The sequence below is a fragment of the Rhodococcus sp. MPR-R1B genome (genome assembly GCF_058793255.1).
On sequence record NZ_JBXAFO010000014.1, the window covers coordinates 48,320 to 65,654 of the forward strand.

At 61.3% G+C, this 17,335-nt stretch carries 17 protein-coding genes; 7 read left to right on the plus strand and 10 right to left on the minus strand.

The genetic code is table 11. The features are described 5' to 3' along the window. The first annotated feature begins 41 nt into the window (after positions 1-41). The 4 genes from nox to AC1Q61_RS19775 all read left to right on the plus strand — a co-directional run bounded on the left by nox (position 42) and on the right by AC1Q61_RS19775 (position 4,073). Positions 42-1,253: a 4,4'-dithiodibutanoate disulfide reductase gene (nox, locus tag AC1Q61_RS19760; protein ID WP_161121374.1), complete on the plus strand. Its 1,212-nt coding sequence runs from the start codon at positions 42-44 to the stop codon at positions 1,251-1,253. Between the two features lie 131 nt (positions 1,254-1,384). Further along, positions 1,385-2,392 (plus strand): thioredoxin-disulfide reductase, encoded by a 1,008-nt coding sequence (trxB, locus tag AC1Q61_RS19765; RefSeq protein WP_042920753.1) that lies wholly within the window; start codon positions 1,385-1,387, stop codon positions 2,390-2,392. Between the two features lie 38 nt (positions 2,393-2,430). Further along, positions 2,431-2,754 carry a thioredoxin gene (gene trxA / locus AC1Q61_RS19770; RefSeq protein WP_003942530.1) on the plus strand — a complete coding sequence of 108 codons (324 nt, stop codon included), beginning with the start codon at positions 2,431-2,433 and terminating at the stop codon, positions 2,752-2,754. A gap of 128 nt (positions 2,755-2,882) precedes the next feature. Then, a complete protein-coding gene (locus tag AC1Q61_RS19775; protein ID WP_003942558.1) occupies positions 2,883-4,073 on the plus strand; it encodes an N-acetylmuramoyl-L-alanine amidase in 1,191 nt (396 codons plus the stop codon). A 20-nt stretch (positions 4,074-4,093) separates the two neighbouring features. On the opposite strand, the gene AC1Q61_RS19780 is transcribed toward AC1Q61_RS19775, so the two are convergent. The 4 genes from AC1Q61_RS19780 to rsmG form a co-directional block, all read right to left on the minus strand. After that, positions 4,094-4,777 (minus strand): hypothetical protein, encoded by a 684-nt coding sequence (locus AC1Q61_RS19780; RefSeq protein WP_007729135.1) that lies wholly within the window; start codon positions 4,775-4,777, stop codon positions 4,094-4,096. A gap of 255 nt (positions 4,778-5,032) precedes the next feature. Further along, complete coding sequence (locus AC1Q61_RS19785) at positions 5,033-6,073, minus strand: ParB/RepB/Spo0J family partition protein (protein WP_007729136.1); 1,041 nt, start codon at positions 6,071-6,073, stop codon at positions 5,033-5,035. A 1-nt stretch (position 6,074) separates the two neighbouring features. Then, positions 6,075-7,076, minus strand: a complete 1,002-nt coding sequence (locus AC1Q61_RS19790; RefSeq protein WP_003942510.1) for a ParA family protein — start codon at positions 7,074-7,076, stop codon at positions 6,075-6,077. Between the two features lie 81 nt (positions 7,077-7,157). Beyond that, the gene (rsmG, locus tag AC1Q61_RS19795) at positions 7,158-7,838 is read right to left on the minus strand and encodes a 16S rRNA (guanine(527)-N(7))-methyltransferase RsmG (protein ID WP_019746204.1); all 681 of its coding nucleotides are present in this window, start codon (positions 7,836-7,838) and stop codon (positions 7,158-7,160) included. Positions 7,839-8,556: 718 nt separating this feature from the next. Here rsmG and AC1Q61_RS19800 point away from each other — a divergent pair. Next, on the plus strand, positions 8,557-8,694 hold the full coding sequence (locus tag AC1Q61_RS19800) for a hypothetical protein (protein ID WP_157838935.1): 138 nt from the start codon (positions 8,557-8,559) through the stop codon (positions 8,692-8,694). Between the two features lie 775 nt (positions 8,695-9,469). On the opposite strand, the gene AC1Q61_RS19805 is transcribed toward AC1Q61_RS19800, so the two are convergent. The 6 genes from AC1Q61_RS19805 to rpmH all read right to left on the minus strand — a co-directional run bounded on the left by AC1Q61_RS19805 (position 9,470) and on the right by rpmH (position 13,202). Then, a complete protein-coding gene (locus AC1Q61_RS19805; RefSeq protein WP_042453666.1) occupies positions 9,470-10,345 on the minus strand; it encodes a GNAT family N-acetyltransferase in 876 nt (291 codons plus the stop codon). A gap of 234 nt (positions 10,346-10,579) precedes the next feature. Beyond that, positions 10,580-11,143 (minus strand): Jag family protein, encoded by a 564-nt coding sequence (locus AC1Q61_RS19810; protein WP_003942504.1) that lies wholly within the window; start codon positions 11,141-11,143, stop codon positions 10,580-10,582. Between the two features lie 20 nt (positions 11,144-11,163). Beyond that, entirely contained in the window at positions 11,164-12,270 is a 1,107-nt protein-coding gene (yidC, locus tag AC1Q61_RS19815; protein WP_003942570.1) for a membrane protein insertase YidC, read from the minus strand. Between the two features lie 4 nt (positions 12,271-12,274). Beyond that, a complete protein-coding gene (yidD, locus tag AC1Q61_RS19820) occupies positions 12,275-12,655 on the minus strand; it encodes a membrane protein insertion efficiency factor YidD (protein ID WP_007729147.1) in 381 nt (126 codons plus the stop codon). After that, positions 12,652-13,032: a ribonuclease P protein component gene (gene rnpA, locus AC1Q61_RS19825; protein WP_003942450.1), complete on the minus strand. Its 381-nt coding sequence runs from the start codon at positions 13,030-13,032 to the stop codon at positions 12,652-12,654. Before rnpA ends, yidD begins: the two co-directional genes overlap by 4 nt. 26 nt (positions 13,033-13,058) lie before the next feature. Beyond that, on the minus strand, positions 13,059-13,202 hold the full coding sequence (gene rpmH / locus AC1Q61_RS19830; protein ID WP_003942540.1) for a 50S ribosomal protein L34: 144 nt from the start codon (positions 13,200-13,202) through the stop codon (positions 13,059-13,061). A gap of 780 nt (positions 13,203-13,982) precedes the next feature. Between rpmH and dnaA the strand changes: the two genes are divergently transcribed. Both dnaA and dnaN read left to right on the plus strand, forming a co-directional pair. Next, positions 13,983-15,545, plus strand: a complete 1,563-nt coding sequence (dnaA, locus tag AC1Q61_RS19835) for a chromosomal replication initiator protein DnaA (protein ID WP_003942491.1) — start codon at positions 13,983-13,985, stop codon at positions 15,543-15,545. 584 nt (positions 15,546-16,129) lie between these two features. Next, the gene (gene dnaN / locus AC1Q61_RS19840) at positions 16,130-17,314 is read left to right on the plus strand and encodes a DNA polymerase III subunit beta (protein ID WP_007729165.1); all 1,185 of its coding nucleotides are present in this window, start codon (positions 16,130-16,132) and stop codon (positions 17,312-17,314) included. The last annotated feature ends 21 nt before the right edge of the window (positions 17,315-17,335 follow it).

The window sequence follows — 17,335 nt, forward strand, 5'->3', positions numbered from 1 at the left end:
CACTGGCATCGTAAAGATCAGGCCGCCGCAGGAAGTTGAAAATGACCACAGCGCCCACACCGTCGATATTCGAACCCGCACGTCTCGGCCCTCTGACCTTGCGCAACCGCATCGTCAAAGCTGCAACGTTCGAGGGCGTCATGCCCCGGGGAGCGGTCTCGGACGATCTGATCAACTTCCACGCCGAGGTGGCCCGCGGCGGGGCCGCGATGACCACTGTCGCCTACTGCGCCGTCTCACCAGGTGGACGAGTCCACCGCGACACCCTTGTCATGGACGAGCGCGCGCTGCCGGGACTACGCAGACTGACCGACGCCGTCCACGCCGAAGGCGCACTTGCTGCGGCGCAGATCGGCCACGCGGGACTGGTCGCCAACACGCTCTCCAACAAGACGAAGACTCTGGCGCCGTCGACCCGGCTGAGTCCGCCCGCGATGGGCCTCGTCAAGGGCGCGACACTCGCCGAACTCGACGGTGTCGTCTCCGACTTCGAACGGACCGCTCGCGTCGCCGTGGACGCAGGATTCGACGCCATCGAGGTCCATCTCGGCCACAACTACCTCCTCAGTTCGTTCATGAGCCCCAATCTGAACAAGCGCCACGATCGATACGGTGGCAGCGTCGCCAAGCGCGCCGAGTATCCGCGTCGAGTCGTCGAAGCGGTGCGACGCGCCGCTGGATCCAGCGTGGCGGTCACCGCGAAATTCAACATGTCCGATGGGGTGCCGAAAGGTCTGTGGCTCGACCAGAGCCTGCCGATCGCCCAGATCCTCGAAGCCGACGGCCATCTGGACGCGATGCAATTGACCGGTGGCAGTTCACTTCTCAACGGAATGTACTTCTTCCGCGGTGAGGTCCCACTGGCTGAGTTTGTCGCCTCCCAACCCAAACTCGTCGGGTACGGGCTGAAGTTCTACGGTCCCAAACTCTTTCCGACGTACCCGTTCGAGGAGGGTTTCTTCCTGCCCTTCGCCCGTCAGTTCCGACAGGCGCTGAGGATGCCACTGATCCTGCTCGGCGGCATCAACCGCGTCGACACCATCGAGCACGCACTGGATGAAGGATTCGAATTCGTTGCCATGGCGCGTGCGCTCCTCAGGGACCCACAGCTGGTCAACAAATTCCAAGCCGAGAGCGTCGACGAGGGGTTGTGTATCCACTGCAACAAGTGCATGCCCACCATCTACACCGGCACGCGCTGTGTGGTTCGGGACGCGCTGGTGGTTCGGGAGGCACCGCGCCCCGCCCAGTGAGTCCCGCGCTGTGAGCCGCCGGCTGTGAGCCACTTTCCAGCGGAGTGCGGGAACAACACCCCTTATCCTGGTGTTGATCGGTACGGCTCTCCAAGAAGCGGAGGGTCTGCACTCACTATTGGAAGGCTCGCATGACCACCCAGCTGGAAAACACGCCCGCGGTCCATGACGTCATCATTGTCGGTTCCGGACCGGCCGGATACACCGCTGGTGTCTACACCGCGCGCGCTGAGCTCCAGCCCCTGCTGTTCGAGGGAACCCAGTTCGGTGGCGCCCTCATGACCACCACCGAGGTCGAGAACTTCCCCGGATTCCGCGAAGGAATCATGGGCCCCGACCTGATGGAACAGATGCGTGAGCAGGCACTTCGCTTCGATACCGACATCCGCACCGAGGACGTCGAAGAGATCGATCTCAGCGGCCCGATCAAGACGGTCGTCGCGAACGGCGAAACGTACGCCGCGCACGCGATCATCCTCGCCATGGGCGCGGCAGCCCGTTACCTCGGCATTCCCGGTGAAGAACGCCTCCTCGGCCGCGGCGTCAGCGCCTGCGCCACCTGCGACGGCTTCTTCTTCCGTGACCAGGACATCGTCGTGGTCGGCGGCGGCGACTCCGCGATGGAAGAGGCAACCTTCCTGACCCGCTTCGCTCGCTCGGTCACCCTGGTGCACCGCCGCGAGGAATTCCGCGCCTCACGGATCATGCTCGAGCGCGCCAAGGCCAACGAGAAGATCCGCTTCCTGACCAACGCGGAGCCCGTCGAGGTCCTCGGCGAGAACAGCGTCACCGGGCTCGTCGTTCGTGACACCGTCACGGGTGAGACCTACACACTCGAGATCACCGGCATGTTCGTCGCCATCGGCCACGACCCGCGCAGTGAGCTCGTCAAGAGCCAGGTCGATCTCGACGACGCCGGATACGTGCGCGTCGCTCCCGGTTCCACCGCGACCTCCGTCGACGGCGTCTTCGCTGCCGGTGACCTGGTCGATCACACGTACCGCCAGGCGATCACCGCTGCCGGCACCGGATGCTCCGCAGCAATCGACGCCGAACGCTGGCTGGCCGACCGCGGCGACATCACCGCCAACACGCTCGACGCAGCCGGCCACACGGTCGACGTCGTCGGCGCTCCCTGATTCATCAAGCTGTCGAACCCAACCCTCGAGGAGTAACAGTGTCGAATACCGTCACCATCACCGACGATTCCTTCAAGCAGGACGTCCTGGGCAGCGACAAGCCCGTTCTGGTCGATTTCTGGGCAACCTGGTGCGGCCCGTGCAAGATGGTCGCCCCGGTACTCGAAGAGATCGCCGGTGAGAACAGCGAGAAGCTGACCGTCGCGAAGCTCGACATCGACGCCAACCCGGCGGCCGCCCGCGATTTCCAGGTCATGTCGATCCCGACGATGATCCTGTTCAAGGACGGCAAGCCGATCAAGACGATCGTCGGCGCCAAGGGCAAGGCCGCACTGCTCAAGGACCTCGCAGACGTTCTCTGACGGCTGGATGAGCATCGTGGATTCTCGCAATCCACAGAATTTCTGAGATAATCGATCGATGTGCCTGATCGGGTCTACGACCAGGCACATCGATCGAATTCGTTAACCGATCCGAGAGGCTTTCACGCATGCACAGACTCCGACACGGCGATCACGGCCCGGCCGTCGCCGAGATTCGGGGCACATTGACGAAGCTGGGATACCTCCATCACGGAACTTCCGGTATTCGACGTGAAAGCGCCGACGGTGCCCACTGGGTTGCACCCGACGCCATCTTCGATCATCAACTCGACAGCGCCGTTCGCGCCTTCCAGCAGCAGCGTGGGCTCCTTGTCGACGGCATCGTGGGCCCGGCCACCTATCGGTCACTTCGCGAGGCCTCGTACCGCCTGGGCGCCCGTACATTGATTTACCAGCTTTCTGCGCCGCTGTACGGCGACGACGTCGCAGCTCTGCAGGCCAAACTGCAGGACCTCGGCTTCTACGCAGGTCGGGTCGACGGTTTCTTCGGCCCGCAGACCCACGAATCTCTCTCGTCTTTCCAGCGTGAAATCGGGATTGCCGCCGACGGTATCTGCGGACCGCAGACACTCCGTTCGCTGGAACTTCTGGGAACCCGCGTCACCGGTGGTTCCCCACATGCGATCAGCGAAGAGGAACTGGTGCGGCGCAAGGGCCCGCAACTGGGCGGCAAGCGCATCGTCATCGATCCAGGCCTCGGTGGTCCGTCCACCGGCACCATCGTCAACGGCATCTCCGAAGCCGACATCCTGTGGGATCTGGCTATGCGCCTCGAGGGGCGGATGGCAGCAACCGGGATGGAAACCTTCCTCTCCCGCCCGCACAACGCCGATCCGAGCGAGGCCGAGCGCGCGCTGACGTCCAACGCATTCGACGCCGATCTGATGATCTCCCTGCGCTGCGACAGCAACTCGAGCCCGTCGGCGAACGGCGTCGCGAGCTTCCACTTCGGAAATTCGCACGGTTCGGTCTCGATGATCGGGCAGGTGTTGACCGGTTTCGTTCAGCGCGAGATCGTTGCGCGAACTCCGTTGCGGGACTGCAGAACTCACGGTCGAACGTGGGAGTTGTTGCGCCTGACCAACATGCCGACGGTACAGATCGATCTCGGCTACCTGTCCAACGCGTCCGACGTTGCGGTACTGACGAATCCGCGGATGCGTGACACCATCGCCGAAGCCATCTTGATCTCGGTCAAGCGGCTGTACCTACTGGGTCAAGACGATCAGCCGACCGGCACCTTCACCTTCGCCGAGCTTCTCGCAGAAGAACTTTCGGTAGCCGACCGCATTTCGTAGGTCCTGCGGTCGGCACCTGCTCACACTCTGGCGAGTTCGCTGATCTCCACCATTTCGAGAGCTGCGGCCTTCAATAGACGGTCGAGGGCTTCTTCGACGTCGACTTTCCATTCGTGATCTCGATTGAGTTCGAGACGAAGGCGCGGATAACGATGGTGCGGTGCCACGACCTCGAAACCGTAATCCTCGAGGAACTCGGCACTGATCATGCATTCCGCGGGTGAACATTCCAGAGCAGCCGTTGCACTGGCCACGTCGGAAGCAGGCCCCAAGTCGTCGCTACGGATACCGAATGCCTCGAGCGCACGAACTCCTCGTCGGACCAGATCTGTCACGACAGCGGCCAGCAGGCTCGGCCCTAGTTCTTCCTCTATGCCCGAGGGCTCGAGGCGAAGGCTTGTGAGAAGCACTGCGTCCGAGCTGACCGGGCTGGTGGGAAACAGTTGCGCGCGCGGGATCATGCGGGGAGGGGCGTACAACGCACTGCCGAGCGGCTTTCCGTCGCGGACGGCGACCTGTCCGCACGAACCCCACTCGAGCATGACCATCGACAGCCAGGCTTCCTTCTCGAATTCCTGATCACAGAATCCTCGGGCGTCGTGAAGCGCGCCCGGGTCCATCTCCCAGAACACGCATCGGCGCGCATGGGCGGAAAGCTGATCGAGGCTGTCGAGTGTGAGAGAGGTGATGACGTGAGTCGACACTGACTAACTCACTCTCCGTAGGTCCCCGAAGCGGTTTTGATGCTCGCCCGCCGCTTTTCTCTTCTCCAGGATAGGCCAGCTACGACATGTCGGCAGTGGCACGAGAGATGATCGCCCTAATGTATTGCTGTTCAACATCTTTCGTCCCGGTTCAAGATTTCGAGAAGCTCGGACCACCTAGATTTGTCACAGTGACGAAAATAGGTGGTGTGCCCGGTCATCATGATTACGTCACCAAACGGGCATCCGAGTTCTCTACTTGGATTTCTGTGCTTCCATCATTCCGACGATGCGTTGTAGGTCGTCGACCGAGCCGAATTCGACCACAATCTTTCCCTTCCGCTTGCCCAGACTGACTGTCACCCGAGTGTCGAACGAGTCCGACAATCGCTCGGCCACATCCTGCAGACCCGGCATCACGATGGGCTTGCGCTTCTGTGGGGGAGCGATCTCATTATCCGCCCGGTTGGCGAGAGTGACTGCTTCCTCCGTCGCGCGAACAGACATTCCTTCCGCGACGATGCGCGCCGCCATGACCTCCTGAGCGTCGGCACCCGCCTCGAGGGACAGCAATGCGCGAGCATGGCCGGCCGAAAGTACACCGGCCGCAACGCGACGCTGAACCGCCACCGGCAGCTTCAGCAGACGAATCATGTTGGTCACGACGGGACGCGAACGTCCGATCCGATTGGCCAATTCTTCGTGGGTGACTTCGAACTCCTCGAGCAGCTGCTGATACGCCGCTGCCTCCTCGAGGGGGTTCAACTGCACTCGATGGATGTTCTCGAGGAGCGCGTCGCGCAGCATCGAGTCGTCATCTGTTTCACGAATGATCGCCGGAATCTTCTCCAGCCCGGCTTCCTGGCTCGCGCGCCAGCGACGCTCACCCATGACAAGTTGGTACTTGTCACCGTGACGACGGACCACGATCGGCTGCATCAAGCCGAACTCGCGGATCGAGTGAACCAACTCCGCGAGTGCTTCCTCGTCGAAAACGCTGCGAGGCTGCTTCGGGTTCGTCTCGATCAGGCTCGGTTCGATCTCGAGATAGACCGCGCCGGTCGGCTCGAGTTCGGTCTCCGGCTCAGCTTCCACCGGAGCCTTCGCAGCCGACGCCTTGGTGGCTTTCTGCGTTTTCGGGGCCGCCTTGGTCGGTGGGGGAGGGGAGGGGTTGCGCTTGTCGACGCCGATTACGACGTCCGCTGCAGCCGATCCCAGACCCGGCGCCGTGGCCGGCCCAGTGGGGATGAGAGCAGCCAAGCCGCGGCCCAATCCACCTTTGCGTGCTTGACTCATCTCACTGCTCCTGGGTCGTCGTGGTGGCAGAGCGGGCGGCAAGTTCACGGCCGGCGTCGAGGTAACTCATGGCGCCACGCGAACCCGGGTCGTAGTCGAGAACTGTCATCCCGTATCCGGGAGCCTCGGACACCTTCACGCTGCGCGGAATCACAGCGCGCAGAACGGCCTCACCGAAGTGCTTGCGTACTTCTTCGGCGACCTGGTCGGCCAGCTTGGTGCGCCCGTCGTACATCGTCAGAAGGACGGTGGAGACATGCAGATCCGGGTTGAGATGAGCCTGGACGAGTTCGATGTTGCGGAGCAACTGACCGACCCCCTCGAGGGCGTAGTACTCGCACTGGATCGGGATCAGAACTTCCTTGGCAGCGACCATCGCGTTGACGGTCAGCAGTCCCAGCGAGGGCGGGCAGTCGATGAGGACGAAGTCGACGTCAAGCTCTGCTAGCACCTTGTCGTTGAGCGCGCCTTTGAGTCGATTCTCGCGGGCAACCATGGAGACCAATTCGATCTCGGCGCCCGCCAGATCGATCGTTGCCGGGATGCAGAGAAGGCGCTCACTGTGCGGGCTGGTCTGGATCGCCTCCGGGGCCTTCACTTCGCCTATGAGCAGCTCGTAGCTCGACGGGGTGCCCGAGGTATGGACGACGCCCAGAGCGGTGCTGGCGTTGCCCTGAGGGTCCAAATCGACCACAAGGACAGTGAGCCCTTGAAGAGCGAGCGCCGACGCAAGGTTCACCGTGGTCGTCGTCTTGCCGACGCCACCCTTCTGGTTCGCGATGGTGATCACGCGGCGGAACGCCGGCTTCGGCAGCGTCACCGAATGGGGATGAAGCACTTGGCTCGCTCGATGCGCGGCCGCCCCGATGGGGGTCTCCTCCGAGGAGATCGCCGCGTAGGGGGCGGTGAAATTGTCGTCGTCGTTGACGATCTGATCCGCACCCGCACTCGTGTGCTGCTTCGGTGTTTCACGTGAAACGGCGGATTCAGATCGACCCGACATTGACTGCTCCTTCGATTGGGAATCGATCACTAGGTGCTCTCATCGTCTGTACATTGCTCTCGATTGCATGCGTGTAAATCATCAACGCTGGCGGCGCTTCGGGAGACGTTCGGCCTTCACCACAACAGTGGGGGTGCGGAGAATCTTGGCTCCGCATTCGAGTATTTCCAACTTACCTGCGCCCAACTTGGTGAGCGCCGTACGGTCTCGCTCGATCTCCTCGGCGGCGCTCGAACCCTTGAGTGCCAACATTCGGCCGTGCTCGTGAATGAGTGGGAGGGACCAACGTGCGAGCTTCTCGAGAGGCGCCACAGCTCGCGAGGTGACTACATCCGCGCCGCCCGCTTCCTTCACAACACCCGATTCCTCGGCTCGCCCTCGGACAACCAATACGTCCAAGCCGTTGGACTCGATGAACTCCGCGAGGTACACCGAGCGTCGAAGCAACGGTTCGACCAGAGTCACCTTCAAGTCCGGGCGGGCGATTGCGAGAGGGATACCGGGTAGGCCGGCGCCGCTTCCAACGTCCACAACCGACTCGCCTTCGGCAATCAACTCACCGATGACGGCGCAATTGAGAAGGTGACGCTCCCACAGTCGAGGGACTTCACGGGGACCAATGAGCCCGCGCTCGACACCATCCGTTGCAAGGGATTGGTAGTACCGTTCCGCGATCTCATATCTGTCACCGAACACTGCGCGCGCAGTCTCTTGTTCGTCCCAGTCAACCGACGCCGCACCATTCTGTTCCACGTGAAACATCCTCCCGCGTAAACCGCGAAATCAACAATCAAGACCGAAATCATTATCCGCTCTGGAGCCGACATGTGTTCGCTTCTGCACACCGACTCGCTGTGAGTCTGCCGACTCGTTCATTCTTTGGGAAGTATTCGGCCCAAAATTCAAGCGGGGGAGGGGAGGGGTTCACGTTCCACGTGAAACATTGCGCTGAAAATTCTTCCAATTCTGACGCGTTTCACGTGAAACATGGCCGGGCGATCGAATTCAGATAGGAGCGCAATTCTTAGTATCATCACAGTGACGAAACTGCCATGGGTAGTTACATGGATGGAATTTTGACCCAAAAAGACCAATTTTCGATGAAAAAGTCGTTGCAAAAGATCGCCGGCGACGGACTGCAGAACGGACTCGGTCAGTCAAATCCTCTCTGTAGGTCGACTCGGAAAACAGACTTCGATTCCAGATCTCGGACAACTTCGGTATCTCATCGCCGGTTGTTGCGAGCCATACATCCGTCGGCTTGACACTCCTGTTGCGGAACACCGGAGACTTGTCATCACAAAACGAGAATCAATCCAAGGAGCTTCGCACCTACCGATGCGCATCCGAGAGTTCACCCTCTCCTCTGGACTGATGGTGAACGCACTCCGCAGCATTGGGCTCGCCCTCGACTCCGTTCGCAGATGCATTGAGCAATCCGCACCACATAAATTTCTTCATCGAACTGCACCGTCGTTCCATGCCGGCTCGACACTGGGTGGGACTCGAACACGAGATCCGCCACTTGGCATCTCCGGAACGATCGTCGACTCCGGCGCACGACGAACCGTTCGCGACATTCGAAATATCCGAAGACGATCCGATCTCGGCGATCTAGGCGCCGAAGCCCCACAGATCGCGATGATCGAGCAAGCAAACGGTGACGGGCTGAAGTTGGTTCACGGCCGCATCCGTCAGGTTGGGGTTCGCGCTGACGATGGCACACCAGAAGCCATTGGGTCGTGATCGCCATCCAGTAGACATCCAATACCAATCTGGGATGGAGATCGAGGGCTCGGGGCAACAACCATCGATCCGGTTTCACGTGAAACGAAGGGCCGACTATTTCCGCTGGGGGAGGGGAGGGGCTCACATGTAGTACGCCGTGTTGTCGATCGATTATCCGAACGTGCACAGTGTGCCGCCGACAGCCAATGAGGCAATGAGGCAATGAGGCAATGAGGCAAGCTGAGCATGACTGCTCTCCCGGATCGCCATGCCAGTGCAAGTGGAATGAATACGACGGCGACAACTCCCAGCGGCAACAACCAGCAGAGCCAATACTCCACCCCGCCCGGGCGGGAAAGACTGGACTTCCATTCTCTGCTGCAGTTCGAAGACCACGGGCCAACAACTCAGGCCGCACACGAGCATCCCGCTCAAAGCACCCAACATCGCCGCCCGCCTGCGAGATATGTTCGGGATCGAAGTCTCGGTCGCTAGCCATTTTCGTATAACACCGTTGCAGCAGGATATGTGGGCCGAGTTGGAACCTGGCCACCTTTACCCCCTGGTACACGGCGGTCTCCGCGTCACCCCGTACACCGTCGGACAAGCTGGACAGAAAGGCCCGCGCCGGCACGACGGCAGCGAACCTCCGGTTGAGGCCCGGATCAGCCCGCCGGGGCCTCGAACACCATCCTGACCTCGGTCACTTGGTAGTTCGCCCGCTTGAACGCCGCGGCCATGGGTGTGTTGGGTACGTCCGTGGTCGCGGTGATGCGATTGGCGCCATCGGCTGCGTGAAAGCGGGTGATCTCGCAGAGGATGTCGTCCACGTAGCGGCACCCGCGTAGCTCGGGCACTACTCCGAGGTATCCGACGTTGCGGTGGTAGGGCGTCGCGGACGGGATCGCGAAGCCGACCAGCGTCCCGTCCATGGTCTCCGCCAGCCGCCACCACGATCGTTCGCCGGGGCACGACCGGTAGAACTCGAGATCGTCCCGGGCCTGGCTGACGATGTCCGTAGCCGCGATGCCTCGTTGCGTGGCGACGTCCAGGCTGCCGACAGCGACCCGCTGGAACACCGCGAGGAACTCCTCATCGGTGGCGGGACGGAAAGTCAGACGCTCGGAGGGGGCGGGCACACCGGCCGCAGGCGTCCACTCGAAACGCAGCCGCTCGATGATCTCGGTCAGTCCGGCCGCCTGGGCCGCCTCACGACGCCAGGACACGGCGTCTGCGACGGCGGAATTCGCGTCCTGCCCGGCGGTCGGCACGACCAGCACATACTCAGGTTTCGCATGGAACTCGGTGTGCGCCCGCGACATGAGTTCGGCGGCAAGCGCAGCACGATCCGGCACGTCAGCCAGCACGTGCAGGAAATCAAGGGCGAGCGGACGCTCACTGTCCTCACGCCCCCACCACAGGGCACGCGCGACGATCCTGGAGCCGTCAACGGCGAACCAACTCCATTCCGGACGAAGCCGTCCGGCCGCCACCTCTTCCCGGAGCGAGTCAGTGTCGACGAACTCGACCGGATCGTTCATCGCGAACCCCACGGGCTCTTCCAGCTCGGCCCGTGTCGCGGGTCGTATCAGCAAGATTGCTTCCCTTCACGACGCTTCATTGACGACAGGTTCCGAAATAGAGATAGGCCGTGTCGACAACGATAGGCACCTGACCTTCACCGTGCCGCCGGATTCGGTTTCACGTGAAACACTCTCGGACACAAAAGCGGGCCCCGGAAAATCCGGGGCCCGCATTCGATCAAGGGGGGAGTGTCAGTCCTTGAGGACAACTACTCGGCGAGACGGCTCAGCGCCTTCGCTCTCGCTGGAAACACCGGCGACCTTGGCGACGGCGTCGTGCACGATCTTGCGTTCGAACGGCGTCATCGGAGCAAGCTCTTCGCGTTCGCCGGTCTCGAGAACACGCTGTGCAGCTTCCGCACCGAGAGCACTGAGTGCCTCGCGGCGGCCCGCCCGCCATCCGGCGATGTCGAGCATCAAGCGGCTGCGCTCGCCGGTCGACTGTTGAACAGCCAGACGAGTCAGCTCTTGGAGAGCATCCAGAACCTCACCCTTACGTCCCACAAGCTTGGTCAGGTCGTCGCCGCCGTCGATGCTGACGATCGCCCGATCGCCCTCGACGTCAAGGTCGATGTCTCCGTCGAAATCGAGAACGTCGAGCAACTGCTCGAGGTAGTCGCCGGCGATCTCGCCCTCTTCGATCAGGTCGTCATCGGAATCGTCGATGTCTACATCCACATCGGTAACCGGCGCAGTGGTCTCGGTGCTCACGTCTGCGTTCTCTCCATCCACAACGATGTCAGCTTCACTGGACATTGGTCGTTCTCTTTCCTGGATCAGCGCCGTTTATTGCGCTTGGGGGAGTTGCCGCGGTTGCTCTGTGGCCGGTTCTGTTTCGGTTTCGACGTGGAACCACCACTGGAACCCGAGGGCTTCGGCTGTGGCTTCTTGAGCGAAACTTCCGGGGCGTCACCGTCGTCGTCGGCTGAATCCGCGGTCTTCAGCGCAGCCGGAGATCCCTTCTTCTTGCTGGGATCGGGACGGGCACCGGGCTTGGGCGCATTGTCGTTGCGGCGAGTGATCGCTTCCTGCTTCTTGGCTTCTTCTTCCGCGTCGATCTTGCGGAAGACGAGGTGCTGCTGACCGTAGGTCCAGATGTTGTTCGACACCCAGTACAGGAGGATCGCGATCGGAAGGAACGGTCCACCGACCAGAACACCGAGCGGGAAGACGTACAGGGCGAGCTTGTTCATGATCGCGGACTGCGGGTTCGCGGCAGCTGCTTCGCTCTGACGGGCAACAGAAGCGCGTGAGTTGAAGTGCGTCGCGATGCTGGCGATGATCATCAGCGGAGCGGCCACGAGAATGATGTTCAGCCGTGACGGAAGCTCGGGAACGTTCTCGGTGACGTAGGCCTGAAGCTGCGCAACCGGCGTCGTGATCGCGGCCGAGATGGGCGCGCCGAACAGACGAGCATCCAGGAACGACTGGACGTCAGTGGCCGAGAAGACGTAGTTCGGGGTGTTGAGGTTGTCTTCGGCGCTCATGCCCAGCTGGCCCATGCCGGTGCCGGTGCGGTTGAACGAGCGCAGGACGTGGAACAGACCGATGAACACCGGAGCCTGAGCCAAGACCGGGAGACAGCCCATGATCGGGTTGAATCCGTGCTCCTTCTGGAGCTTCTGCATCTCGACGGCCTGGCGCTGACGGTCGCCCGAATACTTCTTCTGCAATGCCTTGATCTGTGGCTGCAGTTCCTGCATCTGACGCGTCGTGCGGACCTGCTTCACGAACGGCTTGTACAGAACCGCACGCAAGGTGAACACCAGGAACACCACGGAAAGCGCCCAGGCTATTCCGTTGTCCGGGCCGAGAATGAACCCGAAGACCTTGTGCCAGACCCACAGAATCGCGGATACCGGATAGTAGATGAAATTGAGCACGGCTCTAAGTACTCCTCTGTTCGTCCGTCGGACTGTGACACGCTGCGCGTGCTTCCGGACAGCTATGGCGGCTACCCGCATCACGGTCACGACGGGCAGGGACAGGGTCCCACCCTCCAGAATGCCAGGGGGCACACTTCGCCAACCGCACCACAGTCAAGAAAAGGCCTTTGATCGCCCCGTGAGTGCGCAGCGCTTCGACTGCGTATTCACTGCAGGTGGGGGTGAACCGGCAGGTCGGCATCCTCAAGGGCGACACATACGTCCGGTACAACTCGATACAGAAGATGAGAACAGTGGCGGGAGCGCGACGCACAGCCTTCAACACCGTGATGACACGGGAGGCTCTGGGAGTCTCGATCTGCTCAGAGAGCGGAGTACTCATGGCTCTTCACTTACCGACACCAATAGGTTCATTTTGGTCAGGCCCCCGCGCAACTGCTTGGCCAGTTCGGCTGAACTGGCGGTAGCTGCACCCGGAAGTGCGCGGATAACCACGTCTGTCTCCGGTGAAACCTGTCCGACGAAATCTGCACAGATATGACGAAGCCGGCGTGCGACTCGATGTCGAATCACCGCCGGCCCGACAGCCTTGCTCACGATCAGCCCGAACCGGGGACCGTGATTTGTTACTACCAGCGCCTCTACTTGCTCGCGATCGAACGCGTGCACGACAAGGTCGCGTCTTCCCATACGACGTCCACGTCGCACCGCCACGGAGAAATCCGCGTGGCGACGCAACCGGAACGGCTCAGGCAACACCCCGAGCTCCTGAACTCGAAATCAGATCAGGCGGTGAGGGAATCGCGGCCCTTACGGCGACGCGCCGAAACGATTGCACGACCCGCACGGGTACGCATACGAAGACGGAAGCCGTGAACACGCGCGCGGCGGCGATTATTCGGCTGGAACGTCCGCTTGCCCTTGGCCACGGTCAACACTCCTCGAAGTTCATTGACGCCTCCCGGCGTCATTCAGTGATCGACGCCTTACGGCGCCTTTGGATACAACAGGTACAGAACAATCAGCTTCACTCGTTGTGGCTTGGAAGACCGTTCCGACCTGACATATGTAGCCAGCACGAAGCGATCACCACCAGCGGGTGACCGTTCGAGGTTACTTACCACCGTTGCCAAGGTCAAACCAGCCCGATTCAGGGCCCTCCCGCGGCAACTGCGGCGACACGCCGACACTTCCATTATTCCGAAGATTCCGTTCGCGGTGTGCATACGGCCGTGACCTCGAGCGGGCCGGCAAGTGTGACCTTGGCAACAGTTCCGCTACGGAACGCAGGTGACCCGAAGGCAACCCGGACAGTTCCACCCGCGCACGCTCTCGACAAGGCCTCATCAGCACATACGGGCACGAGCACCGGACGCGACCCCGAATCCCGAGTTTCCACATTCATCCACAGGGCTGTGAGTGTTGACGCATCCCCGACACCAAGTGGCGAACGCCTCGAGTTCCGACAAAGTTGCAGGTAGATCAATTTCTCGATCACTTTGACGAATTTGGTTGACGAAAAAACCGACTCAGTGCAGGTTTGTCCACATCTGTGGATAATTGTGTGGAAACACAGCCCAGGTGGCATATTCGTAGCCTGTTACGGGGTTCTCACCCCGGGTGGTAATCCACCGAATCATTCGACGCCGCAGCCATACGCTCGGCAGCTGCAGCACACCCACTGTCGGCGAAACACGGGAAGGAACCACGTGAACGACGATCCCAACGCGCTCGCACGGGTCTGGGTCGACGTGGTTGCAGAACTCACGAGTGATGACCCCGGAAGTAATCTTCCGGCTTTGAGCAGCAAGCAGAAGGCATTTGTCCGTCTGGTGAGGCCTCTCACACTTGCTCAGGGTTTTGCACTCCTCTCGGTTCCATCGCCATTTGCTCAAGAGACGATCGAGCGCGATCTACGCGAGCCGATCCTGCAGGCACTCGGACGCCACCTCGGCGGCCAGGTCGAGGGACTCGGTGTCCGCATCGCACTCGAAGACGATGCCGACGCACCCGCCGAACCGGTCGAGGAGCGCACGGGCAGCCGTCAGTTCGAGTCGGTCAACTCATCGGGCGCATACCGTCGGCGCAGATTCACCGAAGGCGACGGCGAACCTTCGGACTCCGAGACTGCCGAGACCGAAGAAGTCGACGACGACCGCGAAGCACTCGCGAGCGTTCACGAATCGTGGCCGTCGTACTTCACGAAGCCGCCCGCTACTCCTTCTGCTTCGGGGTCCGGCGCCAACAGCCTCAACGCGAAGTACACCTTCGACACTTTTGTGATCGGATCGTCCAACCGATTCGCTCATGCCGCTGCCGTCGCGATCGCGGAGGCGCCGGCGCGTGCCTACAACCCCTTGTTCATCTGGGGAGCTTCGGGCCTGGGCAAGACGCACCTTCTTCACGCCGCCGGCCACTACGCACAGCGACTGTTCCCCGGCATGCGGGTCAAGTACGTCTCGACCGAAGAATTCACCAACGACTTCATCAACAGTCTTCGTGACGACCGCAAGGTCGCGTTCAAGCGTCGCTACCGGGAAACGGATGTCCTGCTGGTCGACGACATCCAGTTCATCGAAGGCAAGGAAGGTATTCAGGAGGAGTTCTTCCATACCTTCAACACCTTGCACAACGCGAACAAGCAGATCGTCGTTTCCTCGGACCGTCCGCCCAAACAGTTGGCAACCCTCGAGGAGCGTCTGCGGACGCGCTTCGAATGGGGCCTGATCACCGACGTTCAGCCGCCTGAGCTCGAGACGCGTATCGCGATTCTGAGCAAGAAGGCGAGGATGGATCGCCTCGAGGTCCCGCACGACGTCCTCGAGTTGATCGCCAGCCGCATCGAGCGCAACATTCGTGAACTCGAGGGCGCGTTGATCCGCGTCACCGCTTTTGCCTCGCTCAACCGCCAGCCGTTGGATCTGACGTTGGCCGAGGTGGTCCTGCGCGATCTGATGCCCGATTCGTCGAGCCTCGAGATCAACGCGGCGACGATCATGGCGGTGACGGCCGAATACTTCAACATGTCGATCGACGACCTGTGTGGGCCGGGTAAGGCCCGGCCACTCGCTCAGGCCCGCCAGATCTCGATGTATTTGTGCCGTGAGCTCACTGATTTGTCCTTGCCGAAGATCGGTCAGACGTTCGGCCGTGACCACACGACGGTCATGTACGCCGACAAGAAGATCCGTAAGGAAATGACGGAACGCCGCAAGGTGTACGACCAGGTTCAGGAGTTGACCGCAAGGATCAAGCAGCGCTCCAAGCGTTGACCTGCACTTATTTCGATCGATGCCGCTCGAGGCAGAGGTTCCCTCGAGCGGCATCGGTGTATTCGAAGGGTTCCACGTGCGGTCCCCTCGAGGGCGGTTGTCCACCTCGAGGGACGACACGCCGGAGTCAGACACGCCGATGAGAACAAACTCTTCGTTTCTTGTGAAAAGTATTCACATCTGTGGATAAGTGTGTTGATAACTCCGAAAGTCTGTGGAGTTCTCGAGGAGGAATCCGAAAACTTTCAGAGAGTGCACAGAGGGGGTCGATTGGTCCTCGAGTCTGTCCTCGAGAAGTGCACAGGCCCTCGAGGGGACCTACCAGCGTCGACAACCGTTGCTCCACAGATTGCACAGGACTTATTACTACTACTGAGAATTTCCTAGGAAAAGCTCTTTGAAAATAGTTCTGGGGACAACTCCTGTTGAGAACCTCGCCTCAGGCTGCGCTCGCCGCGGCTTCGGCTTTCCACTTGCGCCCTCGAGGGCATACGGTGGGCATCGCTTGGTCTGTGTCAGACTTCAAGTGAGCTGATGCAGATCCGCAGCAGACGAACATGCCTACCGAGAGGAATAACCCGGCGATGGAGCTTGGAAGCCTGAAGTTTCGCGTTTCCCGGGAAGAGTTCGCTGATTCAGTAGCGTGGGTTGCTCGTAGCCTGCCCTCGAGGCCGCCCGTGCCGGTTCTCGGCGGAGTTCTTCTCGACGCAACCGAAGCCGGCCTCACCGTTTCCGGGTTCGACTACGAGGTATCCGCGCAGGTCCGCGTCTCGGCAGATGTCACAACTGCAGGTCAGGCACTCGTCTCCGGTCGCCTCCTCGCAGATATCACCAAGTCGCTTCCCAACAAGCCGGTCGATGTGACCCTCGAGGGCACTCGCGTGCTCATCTCGTGCGGAAGCGCCAAGTTCTCCCTGCCCACGATGCCGGTCGAGGACTACCCCCAGCTTCCGACGCTTCCGCAGCAGTCCGGGTCCATTCCCGTCGACCTGTTCTCCGAAGCCATCAGCCAGGTAGCTGTTGCAGCCGGCAAGGACGACACCCTTCCGATGCTCACGGGTATCCGTGTCGAGATCGAACAGAATTCGATCGTCCTCGCCGCTACCGACCGCTTCCGTCTCGCCGTACGTGAACTCGAGTGGACTCCGGCCAATCCCGACGTCCAGGCTGCTGTTCTCATCCCGGCCAAGACTTTGTCCGAGTCCGCGAAAACGCTTGCCGGCAATGCAAATTCGCCGGTCGAGTTGGCTCTCGGCTCCGGTACGACCATCGGAAACGACGGACTCCTCGGCATCGTCAACGACGGACGCCGCACCACGACGCGCCTCCTCGACGCCGAGTTCCCGAAGTTCCGTCAGTTGCTGCCTGCTCAGCACACCGCGATGGCAACGGTCGAGGTCACGCCTCTCATCGAAGCCATCAAGCGTGTAGCACTCGTCGCCGAGCGTGGCGCACAGGTTCGCATGCAGTTCTCCGCTGACGGCCTGCTCCTCTCTGCGGGTGGCGACGACGCCGGCCGCGCGGAAGAGACGCTCAACGCGTCGTTCCAGGGCGAAGCACTCACCATTGCGTTCAACCCCGGTTACCTGATCGACGGGTTGAACTCGCTTCACAGCGAAAACGTTCTGTTCGGCTTCACCACTCCCAGCCGTCCGGCTGTTCTTCGCCCCGCGGCCGAGGAAGAGCCCACGGCAGACGAGTCCGGTAACTTCGCTGCGCCCTCGAGCGAGTACACGTACCTGCTGATGCCGGTTCGCCTTCCGGGCTGAGTGGAACCCCGCACTTCAGTT

Coding starts and splice junctions, on each gene's coding strand:
- nox (WP_161121374.1), top strand. CDS start 42: ATGACCACAGCGCCCACACCGTCGATATTCGAACCCGCACGTCTCGGC.
- trxB (WP_042920753.1), top strand. CDS start 1,385: ATGACCACCCAGCTGGAAAACACGCCCGCGGTCCATGACGTCATCATT.
- AC1Q61_RS19775 (WP_003942558.1), top strand. CDS start 2,883: ATGCACAGACTCCGACACGGCGATCACGGCCCGGCCGTCGCCGAGATT.
- AC1Q61_RS19785 (WP_007729136.1), bottom strand. CDS start 6,073: ATGAGTCAAGCACGCAAAGGTGGATTGGGCCGCGGCTTGGCTGCTCTC.
- AC1Q61_RS19790 (WP_003942510.1), bottom strand. CDS start 7,076: ATGTCGGGTCGATCTGAATCCGCCGTTTCACGTGAAACACCGAAGCAG.
- rsmG (WP_019746204.1), bottom strand. CDS start 7,838: ATGTTTCACGTGGAACAGAATGGTGCGGCGTCGGTTGACTGGGACGAA.
- AC1Q61_RS19800 (WP_157838935.1), top strand. CDS start 8,557: ATGCCGGCTCGACACTGGGTGGGACTCGAACACGAGATCCGCCACTTG.
- AC1Q61_RS19805 (WP_042453666.1), bottom strand. CDS start 10,345: ATGAACGATCCGGTCGAGTTCGTCGACACTGACTCGCTCCGGGAAGAG.
- AC1Q61_RS19810 (WP_003942504.1), bottom strand. CDS start 11,143: ATGTCCAGTGAAGCTGACATCGTTGTGGATGGAGAGAACGCAGACGTG.
- yidD (WP_007729147.1), bottom strand. CDS start 12,655: ATGAGTACTCCGCTCTCTGAGCAGATCGAGACTCCCAGAGCCTCCCGT.
- dnaN (WP_007729165.1), top strand. CDS start 16,130: ATGGAGCTTGGAAGCCTGAAGTTTCGCGTTTCCCGGGAAGAGTTCGCT.